The sequence below is a fragment of the Caenibacillus caldisaponilyticus genome (assembly GCF_002003465.1).
Lineage (GTDB): Bacteria > Bacillota > Bacilli > Bacillales > Sporolactobacillaceae > Caenibacillus > Caenibacillus caldisaponilyticus.
Map to the genome: position 1 here is coordinate 108,082 of NZ_BDDQ01000002.1, position 20,866 is coordinate 128,947.

A 20,866-nucleotide genomic window follows, 5' to 3' on the forward strand; every position below is an offset into this window, starting at 1 on the left:
AATCTTACGAGATAGGGATAAGTTTTCATTTTCCGTTTCATATCGCTTAATGATGGAGGTTTTTGAATCATGCATGGTCGATGTCCCCGTCCGAATCGCCTCGTTCTTCGTTACGTCCGCCCCGATTCCGCAACCATTTTGCTCCTTCCCGATTCATCATGCGTATATGGCGAAGGGCGCGCATCATTTCCAACGTGATGCCATGATGAAAAAAGACGAGATCGCCGCCCGGATCGCGCGCGTCGCGGCCGACGCGTCCGCCGATTTGGACGAGCGCCCGTTCATCAAATATAGGCGCATCGGCTCCGTAGACGGCGACATCGCTAAACGGAACGGTCACTCCCCTCTCCAAAATCGTCGTCGTGGCGAGCACGGGAATCTCGCCATTTCGAAAAGCTTCCACCTTCTCATGCCGCTGCGGATCTTCCGCATGGACGCCTTCAATGGCGGCGCTTACCGTTTTTTTCAAAAGCGGCACGAGAGACTCCAGCGCGGCGATTTCCGGAACGAAAATGAAGCCGGGACGCCCGCGGGCGATCCTTTCCGCCGCCCAGCGCGCCAGTTTTTCCGGCATTCTCCTTTTGTCGAGTTGTTTTTTCCAATCGCCGATCCATACAAATCGGGGTTCGGGAAGCGGCTTTCCGTGGTAGCGGAGCGGCAGGCGATAACCCTTTAATTCGCCGTTTAAGAAGCGGCGCTTCAGGCGGCCGTCCGGCGTTGCGGAAAGATAAACGTGCACCGCGCCGTCTTTTCCAGCAAACCTCAACGCATGCGCGAACATCGGATTGGCGTGAAACGGAAAAGCGTCGACCTCGTCGATGAAAAAAAATGTCAAAGCGGCGGTAAAAACGGAGCAATTGGTGCGTGGTCGAGAGGATGAGCGGCACGTCGGCGTAAGCATCCGGGCTGCCGCCATAGAGCGTGACCGCGGCCGCATCGCTGAAAACGCGCTTCAGGCGTTTCTCCAGCTCGAGGATCACGTCCGTGCGCGGAGCGACGACGCCGACACGGAGGCCGCTTCGGAGCGCGAAGGCAATGGCTTCATAGAGCATTTCCGTTTTCCCGGCGCCGCACACCGCCCATATCAGAAAATCTTCGCGCATGCGGACCGCCTCGAGCAAGGCGGCGGAAGCCTGCTGTTGAAGATCGGACAGCCGCCCGTCCCAACGAATCTTGAGCGACCGCGGGGCATCTAGCGCCGGGGGAGGTCCGCTCCACGTCAATAATTCGGAACACGCCTTGATGACGCCCATTGAAAGGCACGCCCGACAATAATGACAGTGTTGGCCGCAACGGGCGCAACGGTATACGCCGAATTGCGCTTCATCGCGGTTTCCACAGCGCCGGCACCTTAGGTTACCCGCAACGAGCTCGATGCCGCGGTCGACCTGAATGTAACCGTGCTGAATATGGCGACGGATCATCGCTTCGGGAAACTCCCGGCATTCCTCAAATAACAATCGTCGGCCCCATAAAAAGCGCTGCAACGCCCGGTCAAACGGAAGTTCAGGCCCGGCAGCAAGCACATGGGGCTTGGACGGGCTTGAAGTGATCGCATCGGATCCGGGGAGGTTCGAGTGGCGCCATGCCGATGTCCGTTGATTGGATGCCGCCCGAACGGCGGACGGTGCTGAAGAGGGAAGGAAGCGGGACTCTGAGCCGATCGGCGGCGGCAAAACCGCACCACTAGACACGTCTTCAGAAGCCGCAGGGTCTGTCATCATGGAATGCTTTGTGACGTTCGCAGGATGTGTGGGGAGAAGCGGCGGGGAGGTCTTTGGGAGATTTTCTTCGCGATTTTCGTGGGAAAGCACGGAAGACGGCGGGGAAGGACTTTCGAAATGCAGGGAATGATCGGGGCGGGCCACTGAAGCCGCGTCGAGGCGCTTTGGCCCGCGGGCCGGCCGGAGGCCGAACCACCTCCGACCCATCAGACAGCCGATCCTTTCACGTACCAAGTGATCGCTATCGTCCCTTCACCGACATGCGTCCCGACCACCGGGCCGATATCGCTCGTATCGACTTCGACATTCGGGTATTTCTGCCGAATCTCTTCCGCGAGCGGTTCCGCCTCCTCCCGGCGGTTGGCCGTGATGACCGAAGCGCGGATCGGTTGCCCCGTCGCGGCGTCCGCCTCAAAAAGCTCCTTAATGCGTTCCAGCGCCCGCCGTTTGGTGCGCACCTTTTCAAAAGGCACGAGTTTGGTGTCTTTAAAAGTCAATATCGGTTTCATTTTTAACAAACTCCCGATCAGCGCCTGGGCGCCGGTCAATCGTCCGCCGCGGTGCAAATGATTCAAATCGTCAACCATAAAATAAGCTTTGACGCCGCGTTCGCGCATCGCTTCGAGATGCCGGACAATCTCGTCAACCGTGCGGCCTTCCTCAATCAGCCGTCCCGCTTCCAAAACATAGTAACCTTCAGGCAGCGCGGCGATTTGCGAGTCAAAGAGGTGAATCCGGATGCCTTCTACAGCCTGACTCGCGGTAGCCGCCGTCTGATGCGTACCGCTCAAGCTCGCGGACATCGTAATCACAATGGCGTCTTCATAACCTTCATCCGCGAGTTTTTCATAAAGCGATATGAATTCACCGATCGCGGGTTGTGACGTCGTCGGCAGCACTTCGGCTGTCCGGACTTTCTCATAAAAAGCCGATGCGTCCAAATCGATGCCTTCTTTATACGCCTCATCACCGAAAATAACGCTCAGGGGAACGATATGCACGTTGTATTTTTCAATCGCTTCCCGCGGAAGATAAGACACGCTATCCGTCACTAAAGCAATTTTTGCCATTTTTCCTCCTCCACTGACTTATCGGTTTTCTTTCACACAAGTTTTTTCTTCATTTTACCTGAACCGAGACGGCGTTTCATCTTTTTTATGGAAACGGCGAGGAATTCAACGAAAGCGAAGAGGAATTCAATGAAAGCGACGAGGAATTCAACGAAAACCGAGGTGTATCCAATAAATTTAAATTTTCAACCTATTTTAGCCGTCGAATAAGCGTTGCGCCATGGTGCAATTTATATTTTCATCCCCCTCTCACAGCTATCTTTCATTCATCAAGCGGCAGCAAATATTTTCTTCCCTTCGTCTTTCCGGTATGAGGTAAATTCATGGTCATCAGGATGTGATGAGCGGAGGCGCTCGACTGAATCTGCAAAAACTCTTTCAACTGTTGATTGGTGATTTCCGGTTGAAGTAGCAAAACGTAATCCTTTAAAGCGGCGATATGCGCGTCTTTCGAAGAAAACAAACACGTTGGACAAACCCAAATTCCTTGTCTTCTTTTCATCGGCAGTGAGCGACAGTTCGGGCAGTGAACCCCCATTAACAGATCAGACTTCGCAATTTGATAACGCGCCAAAACGTCCACCTTTTGTGGCGTGTGGTGCTTAAGCAATCGTTTTCCCAGCTTTCGCAGCTCTTCGCTGGTCAGTTTTTTGTCCTTATATAACTTCCTTAATGACTCGATTTTCTCTAACAAATTGGCGTTGCGGACAATCTTATCCAATGAAGAAGGGTGGTCGGAGATCGTTTTGATAATCGTCTGGGGGTTGGTGATGACGACGATCGCTTCGACAGGTGCCTGGGGCATTTATTCATTTTCAACCATCTGTTAAATTGCATCTGCTGGTGCCGCACTTGCGCCAGTGGATCCGGAAATGCCTCCACGGCTGTATCCTGCACACGGATGAATTGTTGATGCTTTTCATCAAAAATGACCGCTCCGGAGAAATTTTTAACCTCAGCGATGAGAAAGAAAAACGGGGAAAGGATCAACACATCAAGCTGAAAAAAATGTTTTCGATCCGAAAGCCTAACGTCGTGGAAAACGAGATATTCTTCGGACAAAAAGCTGAAAAAGTAATCCAATGACTGCTCACCGCGATAGCCGGTCAAGCTCTTAGCATAATCGCTTTCGATCTCTTGACGTTTGGGATGATCACGTGGCAGTCGCCGCAATAACGCCTCCAATTTCTTGACTTTATTCGGCATAACCAGCTCTTTTACAATCACATGTAATCACTTCCTTTATCAAGTGGATAAAAACAGTTGAGGGAAAGTGATGCAGAAACGCACATTGGAAATCTGAAATTTCTCCGGGGAACATCGCGCATGAAGAAAAAATGCGGAGGACACGTCAAAAGGGTTGGTGGGCCGAAAACGCGAGAACATCTGCTCATTGTTTTGAAAGGTGGTAACTTACAACATTTAAGAACTTCGCTGCAAACGAGGGCAATTCCTGCCAAGAGCAACGTTTAAGCAAAAAAATCGGTCCGGCTTTCATTCAAACGGATCATTCAATGGAACATCGTCTTGAATGCAATATAATGACTCGGTATTTAACAAGAAATTGAGGTATCATGCAATGAAAATCAGCAGCAATTCAATGGATCAAGGTAATCATCCATTCTATATTGCGCCTTCAGATTATAAAGCTAGAAATGGGAGCCGGCACTCGGACGGCGCCGGCTCCTTTCGCTTTTATCCTCATCCTCTATCAAAGTAAATCCATCGGTTCCATTTTTATTCAACCCTTATTATCATAGAAGGCGGTTTGAAAAATCGGATCAAGCCCGTTTTTATCGATCCAACAAAAGCGATAATGTAATCGCGCGTCCGTCCTCAAAGCGGATATCCAATTCAATGGCCTTGTCAAAGCCGGTGATCGTCGAATGTCCCTCAATGATGGACGGAGCCGTAATATCGATAAAATGGCCTTTCTCGGCGACGTGTGTGGAAATGCCGCCGGCGATCATATTGCCAAGCTCTCCGGAAAATGATTTCAACATTTCCCCTTCAAGCGGCATGCCGTAAAGCGCTTGGCCGATATATGAAAAGTCTTTATCCTCGCCGATCATGAGCAATTTGCCTTTAATATGGCCGGTAAATCCGATGAGGACGCCAAATCGGATCATCAGCGGCTCGGTGACCAAACTTGGCGAGGAAACCGTAGGGGATAGAGGAATGACCGTTTTAATGGATTTTAATGTACCGTTGAGCAAGTCCGTAATTCTCTGGTTTTCCGTTTTGATCGCCATGGCAGCATTCTCCCCACTTCCTGTTTGTTGTTTTTCAATCGTCTCTTTTTTGGCGCCTGCCCACCACGTTTATGAGATCGTGGAAGGCTTCGGCAAATGCGCACCCATCTAAATGTTCACATAGACACCGATTCCGTGCAAATGACAAATTCGCAAGATTTTCTCTTTTATATCGACGCATAAGGCCCCCCTTTTCACCTAAATCGTGCATTTGCCTTGAAGGCTAAGGATTTGGGAGCATGAGAACAGCATCGTGATGGTTTTTATGTATGCGAAATCTTTGGGCCCTTTTATTTCTTATACGTCTAAAAAATAGACTCTATCTTTGGCTGAAACAGAGATGACAGCCGACACGTTTTGACACAAAAATATCTTTTTCGCTTATCTCATATATCGACTCGACATATGATCAAATTTAGGTGTGGCGCCGACCTTTGATTTGCACGATTCAAGGCTGTACCAAACGATGAATAGAACGACTGCCGTCTTCGGAATCATGCCGGTTTTATACGATTGATCACCCTTCACCAATCTCACCGCCGACTGTCTATTTATGTTTGACAGCGATGGCTGCGTCAATCAACTCCCATAACACGAGCGATGTTTAAATTTGGTAACGAACGTTAGGTCGGTTACGTCCAGTCCGCGCTCTCCGCTAATGGGGCAATATCTTCCCGAAAGCAGGGAAATGGCAACGGTTAGTCCTAAGGTCCAGTTGACGAAATCCACGGCAGGCAACGATCCTTTTCCATGGCGGACAATGACTGACTGCTTGCCTTCACAGCCTATGGCTAAGTCTTCAGCAGCCAACCTTTTTTAAAGGCCAAGGCAATCAGCTGCGTGCGGCTCTCCGTGCCCGTTTTCTTCAACATGTGGCTGATGTGGTTCTTTAATGTGGACTCGGAAATAAAAAGGGTTTTGCACATTTCAGCCGTCGACATCCCGCTCACCAAGGCTTGGAAAATTTCCAATTCCCTTTTCGAAAACACCTTTCGAACGGCTCTCATATCCATTAAAATCGTTCCCAATGAGATGAGGTCGTTTGCGTAAAGCTGGCGGATTTCCCGCAAAAGATGCCCCTGGTATCGAGCATCCAAAAATACCCCGTATTTTTTGATCATAGTGAGCGCCACGTTGAGTTTTTCGGGCAATTCGGCCTTAGACAAAAACCCGGAAGCGCCGAGTTTGATGACGCGGGAAACAAACCGCGGATCTTCATTGTAAGACAAAACCAATACGCGAAGGCCGGGCGTATATTCAATGATTTTTTTCAGATTTTCCTCCCAGCGATGGTCCTGGAAGAATCCATCCGCACCAAAAATCAATAAATCCATCGAATGATGTTTCATATAGACGATTAATTGAATGAACGAATCCGTTGTGAACTCCAAAGATAAATCCGGGGATCTTTGGACGGCGGACCGAATGGTTTCCAGATCTTCCCGATTTCCATCGATGAGCGCCGCCCGCAATACCAACGAACCTCTTGACTTCTGATTGGTTCTATAAAACACCATACTCAATTAATCGTCTCCCCCCTGCATCACCAAAGACCGACCGTCTGATAAACAGTTTTACTGTACCGCTTAGGTCTTTAGTAATCAATCGTCTCCCGCAAATTAAAGACTTTTTTACCAATAAAACTAAACCAAGTGCCTACTACTTTTTTACCGTTTTCCCTCTTTATCGACTTATTTCACTAATATTCGACACGGTTTTTCGACAACCTTTCCCATTTGGATCGAAAGCTCGAAAAAAGTTCGGACGCTGTTTCGATCGGCCGCTCCGGCCTTGACGCTGGCATGACATGGCGCCGGTAAAGTCCGGAAAATATCGCCTAAGAGCAAAGCCTTTGAAACGATGAAACCGCCACATGATCTGAAATCCGATGCCACCGGACACAACAAAAAGAGCACGGTTGAAGGCCGCGACCCCGTTTACGGCGATCACCCCAGCTGTGCACCACCGCCCGTCACAGACATGAAACAAGCTCCCTTGACGGAGTGAGGTTGCTGTCCACCCCGCCGGCACGTCCCCAATTCCCCAGGATTGGATCAACGCGCGGATGCGCTGTCTCGAACGTTCCTACCCGTTCGTTAGGGGCTCTTGATTTGCGCCCGACACGTCAACGCAAACATGCTCTATAAAAGAAGTGTCAGTTATCCCCGACACCTTACAGATCAGCGATTCTGCTCGTGTCGGTCACACATTCTCTGGAAAAAAGTGATTCTCCGATATCAACGCGACGACACATGCACTATAAAACGGTTTTCTTGATGATTGCTCTTGCCCCTTACCATTATCCGGAATATAAAGCCATTCGCCTACTTGCCATGGACATGCCGATCTGCTGAAAAAGACGCCATAAAAAACTCCGTTGCTATCCCCTCGAATCCGTGTACAGCATCTCTACCAGCAGGTCAGTGGAGAAACGCACACCAAAGGGGAACGAACGGAGCGATTGAGGGATAAAGCATTCACACATTCTCTTTTGTCATCCTTACGGAGGGAGATCGGGTATTTTTCCAACTGCTTCCCGAAAACCGCTCGTGGACGGTCACGGCCGCAGCGCGAGACGCTCGGCCCTCGGTAAAGCCTGTTCGGTAGATGATCGGAGGATTAATACAAAAAAAAGCTTGCCCTCCGAGAGAGCCAAGCTTGCCAAAAAGCGGGATCAGCCTACGCGCACCCAGCCGTTTTTTATGGCTTCCACAACCGCTTGCGTCCGGTCTTCGACATTCATTTTTTGCAGGATGTTGCTCACGTGGTTTTTCACCGTTTTTTCGCTGATGTAAAGCGCATCGCCGATCGCCCGATTGCTTTTGCCATCGGTCATCAATTGCAGCACTTCGCACTCCCGTCTCGTTAAAATATGCAGCGGCTTGCGGTATTCCACGTCTCGGAATCCCGATGACACTTGTTTGTTGCCGTTCGTCGCAAGGCGTCGGTATTCCTTGATGAGATTATGCGTGACCTTCGGATGGATGTATGCGCCTCCTTCGGCGACGACTTTCACGGCCTCGACGAGCGAATCCGCGTCCATCTCTTTCAGCAAATATCCCAAAGCACCGGTCTTCAACGCGTGCGTGACGTAGTTTTCATCATCATGGATGGATAAAATGATGACTTTCACATCGGGATAGCGGTTGATCAGGCGGCGGGTCGCTTCGACGCCGTTTAGCCCCGGCATGTTGATATCCATCAGCACGACATCCGGCTTCGCTTCCGTCACGATATTTTCCGCGTCGAGCCCGTCATCGGCTTCCGCGACCACTTCAAAATAATCCTCCATTTCGAGGATGCGTTTAACCCCTTCTCGGAATAGCCGGTGATCGTCAATGATGGCAATCTTCGTCGTCATTTGTCGGATGTTCATCGAACACCATCCTCCTCAAGAATCGGAATTTGGATCAAGATGGTTGTCCCTTTGTTAGGCGCTGAACGAATGTCCATTTTTCCTTCCAAAACTTCCGTGCGCTCCTTCATTCCGATCAATCCAAAGGTGTTTTCCGGAATATGGTTGGGATCAAAACCGATGCCGTCATCCCGAATCAATAAGATGACCGCTTTCAGGCGAAATTCGATGACCACATCCACTTGTTTCGGCTTGGCGTGCTTGCAAGCGTTTTGCACCGCTTCCTGAACGAGGCGAAACAGCGCCGCTTCCATTTTCCCCGGCAGGCGTTTTTCTTCCCCCAACCGGCGAAACTCAACGCGAATACCGGGATATTGTTCTTCGATCCGCCGCAAATATTTCTCCAACGTCGGCACCAAGCCGAGATCATCCAAGGACATGGGGCGCAGATCATAAATGATGCGGCGAACCTCATAAAGCGCGGATCGGATCATTTCCCTAAACTTAGAAATTTCTTTGGCCGATGCTTCCGGACCTTGATCCCGATAAACGCGCTCTACGATTTCAGAACTGAGCAAAACATGAGCCAAAACCTGAGCCGGACCATCATGGATTTCGCGCGAGAGGCGGCGCCGCTCTTCTTCTTGAGCTTCGATGATTTTCAGCCCGAAAGCTTGTTTCTGCTGTGCGTCCTCGATGAGTTCCCCCATCTTTTTTAAATCCCCGTTTAAATAATTGAGCACGACCGATGTTTGCGCAGCCAGCTTATCGGCTCTTTCCACCGTTTCCTTTAAACCTTTCAAACGGCGTTCGAGTTCATCGCGACGCTCCCGCAATTGCTTCTCTTTTTGGGCAACGATCGAGAGCTCCACTTGGATTTCATTGGCCTTTTCGTAAGCTGTTCGGATGGTTTCCTCGCTGTATTTTTGAAAATGTTTGCTGACTTCGGCAAGCCGAGATCGTGCCAATCTCGCCCGCTCTTCCAGCCGGTCATGGAGATGAATGGTTTCCGCCACTCTAAATTTTATGTCCGCCAATTCCCGCGATAATTCTTCGTATTCAGTGCGAGCCCGTTCGCCAATTTCAAAAATCTCCCTTTTGCTGCTGGATACGGTTTCAATCATTGTATTTAAGATGGTATACAAGCGTTTCACGTCCAATTTTGCGCGTTCGGGATTGGAAATCATCATAATTCCCCCAATTACAATTTACAAAAACGGCGACGGTCGGACTAGTTCCTCCATACCTATTTCTGAATAGGACTTCATCTCTAATTAATCGGGCGAAACCGAACTTCCCCACCTTGCTGCCGGCCCTGTCTGGTCGGCTACAAGTCCGGCCGGAGGCGACACTTTTATTGTATATGATTATACAACCCATTCGCGTAATTTTTAACCTGTGTTGCGGAAATAAACCTGCACGGGATAAATTTTCCTGGCTCGTATAAGGCAAAATCCTTCGCAGAAAAAACGCAAAAACGTTTTGGACAAGAATAAGTCGTTAATACATAAGCCCGCTCAACAAAGCATCTTTATGTGACGCATCCTTATCGCTTGACTAATAGGAACCGGCTTCCCCTTTTTTCAACGATTTTTCATAAATCCTGTTCAAAATAGGTGTGCTATGGGACAGGATCGTTCGCAAAAAAATTGAAAGTCGCTTCTATTCGACGTATGATGAAAGGAGATGCATTTGACGAGGCGAGACAGAATGAAACCTCATTATTCCGTAAAACAATCGGCCATCACCGAAATCGAAATTCAAAAATCACGGTTCATCGGCCGCGCGGAACGCGTCACATCGGAGGAAGAAGCGCGCGCCATCATCGAAAAGGTGACAAAAGAACATTGGAAGGCCACGCATAATTGTTACGCCTATGTCGTCGGGGAGAACGCCCAGATTCAAAAATCGAGCGACGACGGCGAACCGGCGGGCACAGCCGGCATTCCGATGCTCGAAGTCATTAAGAAAAAGCAACTTCGCGACACGCTCGTCATCGTCACCCGCTATTTCGGCGGCATTAAACTTGGAGCCGGAGGCTTGGTACGCGCCTATTCCAAAACGTGCGCACAGGCGATCGCCGCAGCCGGCATCGTTGAACACGTCCCCGTCAAAATCTTTGATGTCGTCATTGATTACGCCTTGTACGGCACGGTCGACAACGCCTTGAAGCATACCGGCTATCTCGTCCGCGACACGCAATTTACCGAAAACGTGACGATAAAAATCGCGGTTCGGCTCGAAGACATTGACACATTCACCTCCTGGATGACGAATATCTGTAACGGCCAATGCCAAATCATCCCGGTTGAAGAAACCTTTTTGGAAATGGACGTCAAGGATCAGGAAACCGGATGACCTTCACGCATAAATGATGTAAAAAATTTGACACCCTATGTACAACCAAGCCGTTTTGGTATTATGATGATTAAGAGCGCAGCATAACATAGGAAAATTCTTCAAAACATGAAGCAAGCGGATTTTACCCATCCTTATTTATAAGATGGATCGCAGGAAGGTGAAGGTATGAATGCGCTTGAGGTGTCCCGCTACGCCATTGCTTTTCTCCTCGCATTGGGCGTAACAGTGGCTGCCACACCGATCGTCAAAAAGATCGCCTTAAGGCTTGATATAGTAGACAAGCCGACCGGAGGAAGGAAAATCCATAAACGCACGATGCCGTACCTGGGGGGCGTAGCCATCGCGCTCGGTTTTTTTGTGGGCTACTTTTACATAAAACCGGACATCCCGGCGGCCGGAGCGTTTTTGACCGGAGCCGTTCTGATCCTCCTCACCGGCATCATCGACGATAAATTCACGCTGCCCGCCAGATACAAACTGCTCGGACAGCTGGCCGCCGCCGTTCTTGTCGTTGCGAGCGGCATTACGGTCGATTTCATTCAATTTCCCGTTATCGGGCGCGTCGAATTCGGCCTCTGGGCTTATCCCATCACGGTCTTGTGGATCGTCGGCATCACCAACGCCATCAACCTTATCGACGGTTTGGACGGCCTGGCCAGCGGCGTCTCATCGATCGCATTGAGCACGATGCTCATCGTCGGCATTCTTGAGAACCAATATGCGGCCATGGCGCTGTCGGTCATCCTTCTCGGCGGAACCATCGGGTTTTTGTTTTTCAATCTGCATCCTGCCAAAATTTTCATGGGCGATTCCGGAGCCATGTTCATCGGCTATACTTTGGCGATCATATCGATCATCGGTTTGTACAAAAGTTTAACCATCTTTTCTTTGATCATTCCGATCGTCATCTTAGCCGTTCCGATTTTTGATACATCGTTCGCCATCATCCGCCGCCTTGCCAAAGGCCAAAAGATTTCGACGCCTGACCGCATGCACTTGCATCACTGCTTGCTGAACATGGGCTTCAGCCATCGCACGACTGTCTTTATCATCTATACGATCAGTCTTTTCTTCGGCGTTTCCGCCATCGTTTTCTCGCGTTCCGTTCTTTGGGGATCGCTGCTCATTCTCATCCTTTGCATCGGATTGATCCGCTTTACCGTCGAACTTCTCGGCGCCTGGAACAACAAGCGGAAACCGCTCGTCAACGCGGTGAAGAAAATCGTCGTTCAAGGAAGCAAAAGCAAAGGATAACCCCCTCGTGACAGGATCTAATGAAGAAAGGAAAAGGCGTCGGAACCGTCGCTGCGAGAACCGAGCCGTCATTGATTCGCAATCATTTAAAACCGTCCCTTCCTAACGTGAAGGAACGGTTTTTTTATTGCGTTTGGCCGTTACAGCCGTCAACGCTCCGAAGCGCGGTAAATAAGACCTCATAAAGAACAAAAAACGGATCAGATCCTAACCTTTATGATGGTTTTAATGACTGGTAATCCTTTCGCCCAAGCGGGATGATGTTGGATTTTATTCTTGATACGAAAAGAGCTTATTGGCCGTTTTATAAATTCCAATAACGGCTTTAAAAATTGATTTACCGTCGATTCGCATTGAATTGTTCATCATCGTTGCCGTTGAATTCATCCGTTTTTCATTGAACGGTTAAAAAAGCGCCTTCGTCGTTCTATGACGCGGATTGAAGGGCGAAAAGAGTTAAAATAACTCATAAAAAAGCCGATCCCGCAAAAAGCAGGCCCGATAAAACGGCGGCAAAATCGCCCCTTTTATGAACGGCCAACCGCGCTCACGCCCCATTTTTTAAACATGATGATGCTCCATCGATCAGGAGCGTCCTCCGGCCATCTGCCGATACCGTTCGATCGCTTTCTTACCTTCCCAAATAACGTTGAACAGCCGATCATTTTCCTTCGCAGTGCATTTGATCATAAAAAACCGCACCTCAAACTGTTAGTGGCATCTAACAATTGAGGTGCAGCTCAGAAATTCGGGGCTTTACGGATTGGTTGCAGTGCCAACCGATCCGTTCCAGTTTTGTCCCGCATTTTCGTTTCCGGTCGTGCTGTCCGTGATTTGGCTTAAGCCCAGCTCCTGCCTGATTTTTGCGGTAACCTCCGCTACCCCCGCTTGATCGGGGACAAAATACCAGACACCATTGATCGTCTCGCCGCGCCCTTTATCATCGAGCCGGATCGATTCGATGTTCGAACTGCTGATGTTGGCATACGCCCGCTCCAGAGCATACATATCCGACGGTTTCAAGTTCGTTTCCACGTTTTTGCCGAAAATGTGCGAGAGCTCGTCCACCTTAAAGATCGTTTTCGCGCTGACCGCTTGGCTGATCGCCGCTTTGATCACTTGGCGTTGCCGGTCATTGCGGCCGAAATCGCCGCGCGGATCGCGCTTGCGCATGCGAACGTAAGCCAGGGCTTGTTCGCCGTTCAAATGCATCGGGCCTTTCTTGAAATAAATGGGCTTATTGTGGTTAAAAATATCTTTTTCCCAGAAGTCAAACGGGACGTCGACGGTGACGCCGCCGATTTCATCGATCGCTTTCGCGAATCCATTAAACCCGATTTTCACATAATAATCGACGGGCACTTGCAAAAAGTTTTCGACCGTTTCGATCGTCGCTCTTGTCCCGCCGTAGCCGCTCGCGGAACCATAGGCATAGGCGGAATTGATTTTATCGAGCACACCGTTGCGCCCAGCGATCGGCACCCGCGTATCCCTCGGAATACTCGTCATGGTCATCTTATGGGTATGCGGGTTTAACGTCACAAGGATGAGCGTGTCGGTCCGGCCGTTTTTCCCCCCGGTGGAATAATCTTCTACGCCCATCAATAGAATGGAAATGGGATTTTTTCCGATCGTTACGGAGCTTTCACGGTATTTGGAGTGATCGCGGCCAAGCGGTGTATAGGACTCTTTAGCCGCTTTGTATACATTATAAAAACCATAAGCTACGTAACCGCCGATAAGCAATATGATGAAAAGCAAAACGAAGGCAACGACTTTCAAGCGCCGTCTCCGTTTTTGCTTCTTTTTTACAGCCTGTCTTGTGATCCCCATGTTTTTCCCCTTTTCAACAGTTGGACTTACAACCTTTAATATATCACAAAAGACCCTCAACATGAGAATTAAATTTTAGTTATTTTTACGAACTGATTGTAACATTTACCGTAATTCTTCTATATATTACAAATATTGTTTGCGTGATGTATAAAACAATGGCATGGGCGCCGCGACAACCATTGATTAATCGCTAATATAGAGGCGGTATAGCCAGAGGAAATTCCGCCGCTCACCCTATCTTGTATTTTGCGGATGAAGCGATCGACGGATAAGGCGAGATTTCATGTACGGATGAGACCTGGATGCATAAATAGCGATGAAAAATGTAGTGAAAAGGACAAATATGCCGGCATCCAACCAACCGCTATGGATCGCCGGTAAAAATAAAAATCTTGGTTATTGCGATATCCCTCTTATTTGCGAAATTCTTGGGAAACCATGGCGGTTCATGCGAATGGTCGCTTCCGGCATGGTCCCGAATCTCCCCATTCGCTCTGGCACTCCACCACATCACGCCGCGATTCTCATGGCATACGTCAATCCTTTAGGCGCCGTCCCATATATGCGCCTATTCACCACATCACCGGCCTGTATGAGGCTCCGCTCGCCCCCCGAACAAAAGGTAGGTCTTGTTGATCCTTTCGACAAGGTGTTCGAGAGAAAAGTTTTGGCCGACTCTTTCCGCCAACCGGCTCCCCCGTTGCTTTAATATGCCCTGCTCCTTTAATGCGACGGCTTCTACGATCGCTTGATAAAGGGCCTCCGCATCTTTTGGCGGGACAAGCCACCCGTAACGGCGATCAATGATCAAATCCCCGACACCGCCGACATCGGTGGCGATGACGGGCACGCGGGCTTTGGCCGCTTCCAAAATCACGAGGGGAAAGCTTTCGCTGAGCGACGGCAGCACCATCACGTCGGCCAATTCATAAAAAGGCTGCGCATGTTTCTGATGCCCGAGCAAGATCACGCGTTCACCGAGCCCCCGGCGCCGCGCCTCATCGGCCAAGCGCTGTTTGAGCAATCCATCCCCGATGATGAGCCACTTTACCGAAAGATGCGGGCGGACGTCGACGACTTTTCGCAGCGCTTTCAATAAATACATATGGCCTTTGATCGGATGAAGCCGGGCCACGGTCAAGAGCACAAAGTCTTCATCGGACAAGCCGATGTCGCCCCTATGGAGGGGGGCAAAATTTTCATCCTCATTTTTAAAGGAAATGCCGTTGTAAATGACGGTAATCTTTTGAGAAGAAACGCCGAGGCTTTCCAATATGTTTTTAAAACGGCCAGAGATGGCAAAAAGATGATCCGCCTTTTTTAAAACGTGGACATTCATCCGGGTGAACAGCTGGCCTTTTAAGCCGCGGCCGATGAAATCGAGCCGGGGATCGCTGTGCACCGTTGTCATCCATGTGAAGCGGATGAACGGTTTCAACAAGAACCCGTACACGTTGGCGCGGGCACCGTGGGTATGCAGAATGTCGATGCGTTGGCCGCTTATGATTGCTTTCAGCCTGAAGAGCGCCGTCGCGTCATAGCGCGTGTTTTGTCGAAGCCAAAATACTTTGATGCCCAATTGTTTCGCCTCATCGTAGATTTCCCCGCGTTCGAAGACGCATAAATACACATTCTGCTTATCGAATCGCTCTAAAAGCGGGAGCAAATGATTTTTCGAACCGGCCGATTCCTTCCCGCCGATGAGATGCAAAACCTTCATGGCTTCGCCTCCTCACGCGCGCGCCGGATCGCCCCAGCCGCAAGGAAAAAGAAAAACGTGAACACCTTGTCTTCCCATATGTTGTAATACAAGCCTGCGAAAGAAGCGCCGAACAACAGCCCCAATAACATGACGGCGGAGCGGGCGCCGCTTTTTTTGATCTCCAAGATTTTCACCATGAATCCGAGCAAATATACGGCAAACAGTAGAACGCCCGCCGCACCGGTCTCCACGAGGATCTGAATGTATTGGTTGTCGGCGTACATTGACGCGGGAAGATGATAGCGCGGATAAAGCGGCGAACCGTACGCGTGGGCGGCGGAATCGCCGAACGTGCCAAAGCCGGCGCCGACCAACGGATGATCGCGAAAGACTTCCATCCCCTTTTTAATAATGAAAAGCCGTCCGCTGTCCATGCTTTGCGCGACCTGATTCCGGTCGAACGCGGAAGTGAACCGTTGCGGCCCCTGCGCCTGCTTCATTTTCGTTATTTCATATTCACCCATATGGCTGGCCGCGAGATGCACCGGGTAAGCGACGAGCACGATCCCTAAAAAGAGCGGAAGCAGCGCAGACAAGAGCGCCCGCTGCGGGCGGTACCAGAGCCAACAAGTGATAAACACGACGAAAAAGCTGATCACCGAACCGCGGGAAAACGTCAGCACAAAAACGCCCGCCATCCCGATAAGCCCCAAAAACAGGCCGCGACGCGTCCAGACCGCCACGCGTGAGCGTAATCCGGCATACTGGGCCAGCAAGCTGATCGTGAACAAATAGCAAAGCCCCAAGTAGTAGGCGAGGACGTTCGGGTTGCCTGGCATGCCGTAGATGCGGTTGCGGTTGGTCGCCGACAGGTTCCAGTTTTTCCATGCCTCGGGCACGCCCAGCGTCCGATGCGACAGCTTTTCCATCAAACCTTGCGCGCAAACGACCATGGCCGTCCAAAAGCAAACCCATAAAAAAAGGCGAAGATCTCCTTCCGTGATTCGTTCAAAACGCCTGACGATATAAAAAACGAGATACATCAATAAAAAAGCGCGGATTTCGAATAAAATCGCCGATAATGGGACGGATGAAACGAACGCCACAACCGCTCCCAAACCGATAAAACCGAGATACGCCCATTCAAAGGCGTTTAAGTTAAACAGCTCGCGCGGACGTCCCGCCCGCCATTTATCAAAAATAACCCTGACGAGCGCGGCGGCTACGACAACATCCGTCAACGCTTTTAAACCGGGGCTGTAAGCGACGAGCCATTCCCGGGCCGGCACGTAACACGCAAGCACCATAAGGCCTGTTTTCGGCTGCAAAAACGCCAAAACGCCGGCCGAGATGACCGCCACCACCCCCGCGGCGGATGACGCCAAAACGCTGGCCGCCGCCAAGAGAAGTAAAACAACAATGAGTGCACGAGCGTATGCGGGCTGAGGCATGTTTCCATTTTCCCTCCCTCCCCATCCTGGTTTGTGCAGAAAGCCGCTTTCTTAAACGTTCCATCGCATATGCGGCGAAAGGGCGATGTGCGTTATGGCCGCATTGCGAAAGGCCGCTTCTTTTTCCTGACCGTTTCGCGGAGAGAGAGAAACGTTTCTTCCCGCATTCTCCGAGCATGTTCCCTTCCGCTCGTCATCTTGCGGAAAAAGGGTTCCGAAAAGAGGCGGGACGAAAAGACTTGGTGACCAACGCCAACGTATAGAAGCCGGCCGCTTTGGACGACACTTTAACGAATGAAACGAAATGGAGCGAAACCAGTCGAAAGGCAAACGAACGGCGGCATACAGTTTGCCCGGATGGCTAAAATGTCCGAATGCGAACTCGATCCGAGCCATCAAAACTTTTTTCATTTCAATTTTTAAAGGCGGCATATAGCTGCATGTGAGGCTTTTTTGAACGTCTAAAAAGGGGAGGAGAAACCCCGTGCGCGTGCTCATGATGACCATTTTCGACTATCCGCACACCGGCGGATTATCCACCCATATGCAAACGTTAAGCGCCGGTTTGGAACATTATGGCCATCAGGTCGACATCCTTTCTTTCAGCGATCTTCCGCCCTACACGAGAAAAGGGCTTGTCCAAGGGCCGAGCTTTATCATGAACAAAGTCAAGCACGGGAGAGGGTTTGTTTGGAGTCAATTCCAAAGAAAGGCTCTGCTCGGCAAACGCCTGTACGGCCATATAAAAAACGCCCGATATGATCTCATCCACGCCCACGATGTGTTCGCCGCGCTGGCGGCCGCGGAACACGGCCGTTTAACGGTCTTGACCGCGCACGGATACATGACGCGCGAAGCCGTGAGCAAAGGGGCGATTCAACCGCAAACCGCCGAAGAAGCTCGGCTGTTGTCCGCGGAAATCCGCGCCTATCGAAGCGCGCCTCAAGTCGTCACCGTCGATGAACGCATCAAGCGTTACATCAAAGAAACGGCCGGCGTCGACGCCGTCGCGATTAAAAATTTTATCGACTTGGAGGTTTTTCACCCTGATAAACGACGAAGAGACGAGATCCGGGACGAATTGGGGCTCCCGCGGGAGGCTGCGCTTCTTTTTGTTCCGCGGCGGCTCACGAAAAAAAACGGCGTGATTTATCCCGTCATCGCCTTGCCGGAAATCTTAAAAAAATATCCCAATGCCCTCCTCCTTTATGCCGGTGATGGAGAGGAGCGGCCGGCCATCGAGCGAATCATCGAGGCGCGCGCTCTGCAGCGCCACGTGCGCCTGCTGGGCGCCGTTTCCCACGACCGGATGCAAAAGTATTACGCGGCGAGCGACATCGTCCTGATTCCCAGCGTGCATTCCGAAGGCGTAGAAGAGGCCACCTCCATCGCCGCCCTCGAAGCGATGGCGTCCGGAACCCCGGTGATCGCCGGCAACGTCGGCGGCTTGAAGGAGATCATTGCGGACGGCAGCGACGGCGTTCTCGTACCGCAAAAACAGCCACAAGCGCTCGCAGGCGCCGTCATCGAATTATTGGACCGGCCGGATTTTCGCGCACGCCTGGCGGAGCAAGCCCGGGCAAAAATGGAACGGGAGCATTCCCACCTCGCCGCCGCCCGCCGCTACATTGAGCTTTACCGGGAAACATTGGAAAAGAAACCGCCCGTCATGGAATGAAGCCGCGCCGAACCGATGTGACGAGCGATCCGACGGTGACTCCGCCTTCCCCCGTTTTCGGCACAGACGGCCTGGATCGGGTCGACGGAATAGGGCGAACGCCGCGACAAACAATGAGAGCACAGAAAATGGGGAGCGGAAGGACTCCGACCTTTCCCTTTTAAATTTTAGGCGCACGCATAGTAACATTTCTTTTGAGCGAAAACCGATAGACAAGTTTACGCATCGCATCCGTGGTTGAATCGGGCCGATCCATTCATGTGCCCGTTTTCGGGAATGGGCATGAAGAGAATCTGAACTTCCGCAATCTGAACAAACCGAAAGCGCCGGTCTTCATCGGCTCAAGAGACATAAACTTATAAACCGAATGGGAAGCACGTTTGGCCGAGCGGTCGGAAGGCGCCAAAACAAAGGAAGGCGAAATCTGCCAAGGGAAACACGGAAGCGGCGTGACTGAAACGGCCTGTTCAAATGCGCCGACGGGTTCCGTTCGGCCAACGGTCGGAACCGCGGAGGGGACGGTTAAAACCATGACCGCATTTAAAAAAACGGCATTTTACCTCTTATTGCTGTCGATTGTCTTGAAATTGGCGGGTTTTTTACGGGAAAGCGTCATCGCCGGCGAATTCGGAGCCAGCCGGGTGACGGACGGATTTCTGCTGGCTTATAACCTGCTGACCCTTTTCATGCTGATCGTCGCCACCGGCTTCAACAACGTGTTTTTGCCGCTTTACGTGAAAAGCCGTGCCGCCGACCCGACGGCGACGGAACGAAGCGCCAACGCGCTGTTGAACCGATCCTTGTTGCTGTTTTTTCTTCTCGGTCTCTTGTTTTATATTGGGCTGCCTGTGATCGCCCCCTATGCTCTGGGATTTACGAACGAACCGACGCGCTTGACCGTCGTCGAAGCCGGTCGCTTTTTCGGTCTGTTTCTCTTTCTTTTCGCCCTTACAGGGATTCTGGAATCTTATCTTCAAGCGCGCTACGTCTTCGTCCCGACACAAATCGCCAAACTGGCGGGAACGCTCGGCAGCGCCCTTTTCGGCCTCTGGTTCTCAAATCAGTACGGCATCATGAGCCTCGCGTACGGATTCGCCGTCGGAACGGCCGTCGGCGTAGCCCTTCAAGGTTTCTATCTTTATAAAACAGGGTTTAAATGGCGGCCGCAGCTGAATTGGAACCCCCGCTTCGGCGAGGCCTTTTTTGTGATGCTTTGGCCGGCGTTGCTCGATACGCTTGTCGGGCCGATCAATTCGTTCGCGGACAAGTTGTTCGCGACGTCCAGCGTCGCCGGCGCCGTGACTTACCTCAATAACGCTTCGCTTATCGCCAGCCTCCCGACCGCGCTCTATGCAACGGCGATCGCTTCGATTCTCTTTACGCAAATGACCGAAGCGGCACGTTCGCCGTCTTTTATTAACCTCATATCGAACGGTGTTCAATCCGCATTGCTCATTCTCGTTCCCGTGGCGGCGGGCCTTGTGATCGCGAGCGGCGACATCGTTTCACTCATTTATGAACGCGGCGCCTTTACCGCCCATGATACCGCGGAAACCGCGGACGTCCTCGCCCTTTATGCACCGCTCGTCGCCGCACAAGGGGCGCAAGCGGTGATCGCCAAAGCCTTTTTTGCCTTGGAACGCGCCCGGACGTTGCTGAAAATCAGCGTCACGACGATCGCGGCCAACTTGTTGCTCAACGCCCTCTTCATGCTTTGGCTTGGTTATAAAGGACTCGCTTTGTCGAGCTCGCTCGTATCGCTTTATTTCGTCACGGCATCCGCCTATGTGCTATACAAGCCGTACGACCGGCGAAAATGGAAAGCCTTATGGCAAGGGCTATTAAAGATTATCCCCCCGACCGCAATCATGGTTCTGTCCCTTGTGCTCACCCGACAAGCCGTTTTTTTGCCGCTGCCCCCGTTTTGGCGCGTGATGGCCGAATGCGCCTTTGGCGCCGCCGTGTACGGCCTCGCCACCTGGTTTCTGAACCGGTCGGGGTTTTGTTTAATTACGAGAGAAATTCGGGGTGGCAACCGATAAATACTACTTTTCCCTTCTGCATCCTAAAAAACATTGAGGATTATGATTTCATTAAAAAAGGGCTAGATCCAACTGGATTAGCCCAAAAACATCTTTGAATTTTGATGATCTTGTAGTGACATGGCAAGGCGTGTTTAATTT

15 protein-coding genes and 1 pseudogene are annotated in these 20,866 nt (G+C 51.0%); 4 read left to right on the forward strand and 12 right to left on the reverse strand.

Annotated elements, in window-relative coordinates; all coding sequences use genetic code 11:
* Positions 1-67 precede the first annotated feature (67 nt).
* The 9 genes and pseudogenes from CCB157_RS17885 to CCB157_RS00790 all read right to left on the reverse strand — a co-directional run bounded on the left by CCB157_RS17885 (position 68) and on the right by CCB157_RS00790 (position 9,588).
* A complete protein-coding gene (locus tag CCB157_RS17885; protein WP_238594541.1) occupies positions 68-739 on the reverse strand; it encodes a helicase-related protein in 672 nt (223 codons plus the stop codon).
* A 169-nt stretch (positions 740-908) separates the two neighbouring features.
* A pseudogene (locus CCB157_RS18280) lies at positions 909-1,931 on the reverse strand (DEAD/DEAH box helicase family protein); the annotation flags it as partial.
* A complete protein-coding gene (locus CCB157_RS00760) occupies positions 1,931-2,794 on the reverse strand; it encodes a DegV family protein (RefSeq protein WP_077614011.1) in 864 nt (287 codons plus the stop codon). The pseudogene CCB157_RS18280 and the gene CCB157_RS00760, both read right to left, overlap by 1 nt.
* Before the next feature lie 262 nt (positions 2,795-3,056).
* Positions 3,057-3,488, reverse strand: a complete 432-nt coding sequence (locus tag CCB157_RS17165; protein WP_158077153.1) for a hypothetical protein — start codon at positions 3,486-3,488, stop codon at positions 3,057-3,059.
* Positions 3,482-4,021 carry a nuclease-related domain-containing protein gene (locus CCB157_RS00770; RefSeq protein WP_077614013.1) on the reverse strand — a complete coding sequence of 180 codons (540 nt, stop codon included), beginning with the start codon at positions 4,019-4,021 and terminating at the stop codon, positions 3,482-3,484. The genes CCB157_RS17165 and CCB157_RS00770 overlap by 7 nt, the downstream gene beginning before the upstream one ends.
* Before the next feature lie 566 nt (positions 4,022-4,587).
* On the reverse strand, positions 4,588-5,046 hold the full coding sequence (locus CCB157_RS00775; RefSeq protein WP_077614014.1) for a chemotaxis protein CheX: 459 nt from the start codon (positions 5,044-5,046) through the stop codon (positions 4,588-4,590).
* 791 nt (positions 5,047-5,837) lie between these two features.
* Positions 5,838-6,563 carry a response regulator transcription factor gene (locus CCB157_RS00780; protein ID WP_077614015.1) on the reverse strand — a complete coding sequence of 242 codons (726 nt, stop codon included), beginning with the start codon at positions 6,561-6,563 and terminating at the stop codon, positions 5,838-5,840.
* Positions 6,564-7,720: 1,157 nt separating this feature from the next.
* Positions 7,721-8,407 (reverse strand): response regulator, encoded by a 687-nt coding sequence (locus tag CCB157_RS00785; protein WP_077614067.1) that lies wholly within the window; start codon positions 8,405-8,407, stop codon positions 7,721-7,723.
* An 11-nt stretch (positions 8,408-8,418) separates the two neighbouring features.
* Entirely contained in the window at positions 8,419-9,588 is a 1,170-nt protein-coding gene (locus CCB157_RS00790; protein ID WP_077614016.1) for a sensor histidine kinase, read from the reverse strand.
* Between the two features lie 523 nt (positions 9,589-10,111).
* On the opposite strand from CCB157_RS00790, the gene CCB157_RS00795 reads away from it, so the two are divergent.
* Positions 10,112-10,759: a YigZ family protein gene (locus CCB157_RS00795; RefSeq protein WP_077614017.1), complete on the forward strand. Its 648-nt coding sequence runs from the start codon at positions 10,112-10,114 to the stop codon at positions 10,757-10,759.
* A 168-nt stretch (positions 10,760-10,927) separates the two neighbouring features.
* Positions 10,928-12,016: a glycosyltransferase family 4 protein gene (locus CCB157_RS00800; protein WP_077614018.1), complete on the forward strand. Its 1,089-nt coding sequence runs from the start codon at positions 10,928-10,930 to the stop codon at positions 12,014-12,016.
* 756 nt (positions 12,017-12,772) lie between these two features.
* Here CCB157_RS00800 and CCB157_RS00805 read toward each other — a convergent pair.
* The 3 genes from CCB157_RS00805 to CCB157_RS00815 all read right to left on the reverse strand — a co-directional run bounded on the left by CCB157_RS00805 (position 12,773) and on the right by CCB157_RS00815 (position 17,005).
* The gene (locus CCB157_RS00805; protein WP_158077154.1) at positions 12,773-13,849 is read right to left on the reverse strand and encodes an LCP family protein; all 1,077 of its coding nucleotides are present in this window, start codon (positions 13,847-13,849) and stop codon (positions 12,773-12,775) included.
* A gap of 583 nt (positions 13,850-14,432) precedes the next feature.
* The gene (locus CCB157_RS00810) at positions 14,433-15,572 is read right to left on the reverse strand and encodes a glycosyltransferase (protein WP_077614020.1); all 1,140 of its coding nucleotides are present in this window, start codon (positions 15,570-15,572) and stop codon (positions 14,433-14,435) included.
* Positions 15,569-17,005 (reverse strand): O-antigen ligase family protein, encoded by a 1,437-nt coding sequence (locus CCB157_RS00815; RefSeq protein ID WP_077614021.1) that lies wholly within the window; start codon positions 17,003-17,005, stop codon positions 15,569-15,571. Before CCB157_RS00815 ends, CCB157_RS00810 begins: the two co-directional genes overlap by 4 nt.
* A gap of 484 nt (positions 17,006-17,489) precedes the next feature.
* Between CCB157_RS00815 and CCB157_RS00825 the strand changes: the two genes are divergently transcribed.
* Together CCB157_RS00825 and murJ are read left to right on the forward strand one after the other, a co-directional pair.
* Positions 17,490-18,683, forward strand: a complete 1,194-nt coding sequence (locus tag CCB157_RS00825; RefSeq protein ID WP_077614023.1) for a glycosyltransferase family 4 protein — start codon at positions 17,490-17,492, stop codon at positions 18,681-18,683.
* A gap of 380 nt (positions 18,684-19,063) precedes the next feature.
* A complete protein-coding gene (gene murJ, locus CCB157_RS00830) occupies positions 19,064-20,725 on the forward strand; it encodes a murein biosynthesis integral membrane protein MurJ (protein ID WP_077614024.1) in 1,662 nt (553 codons plus the stop codon).
* The last annotated feature ends 141 nt before the right edge of the window (positions 20,726-20,866 follow it).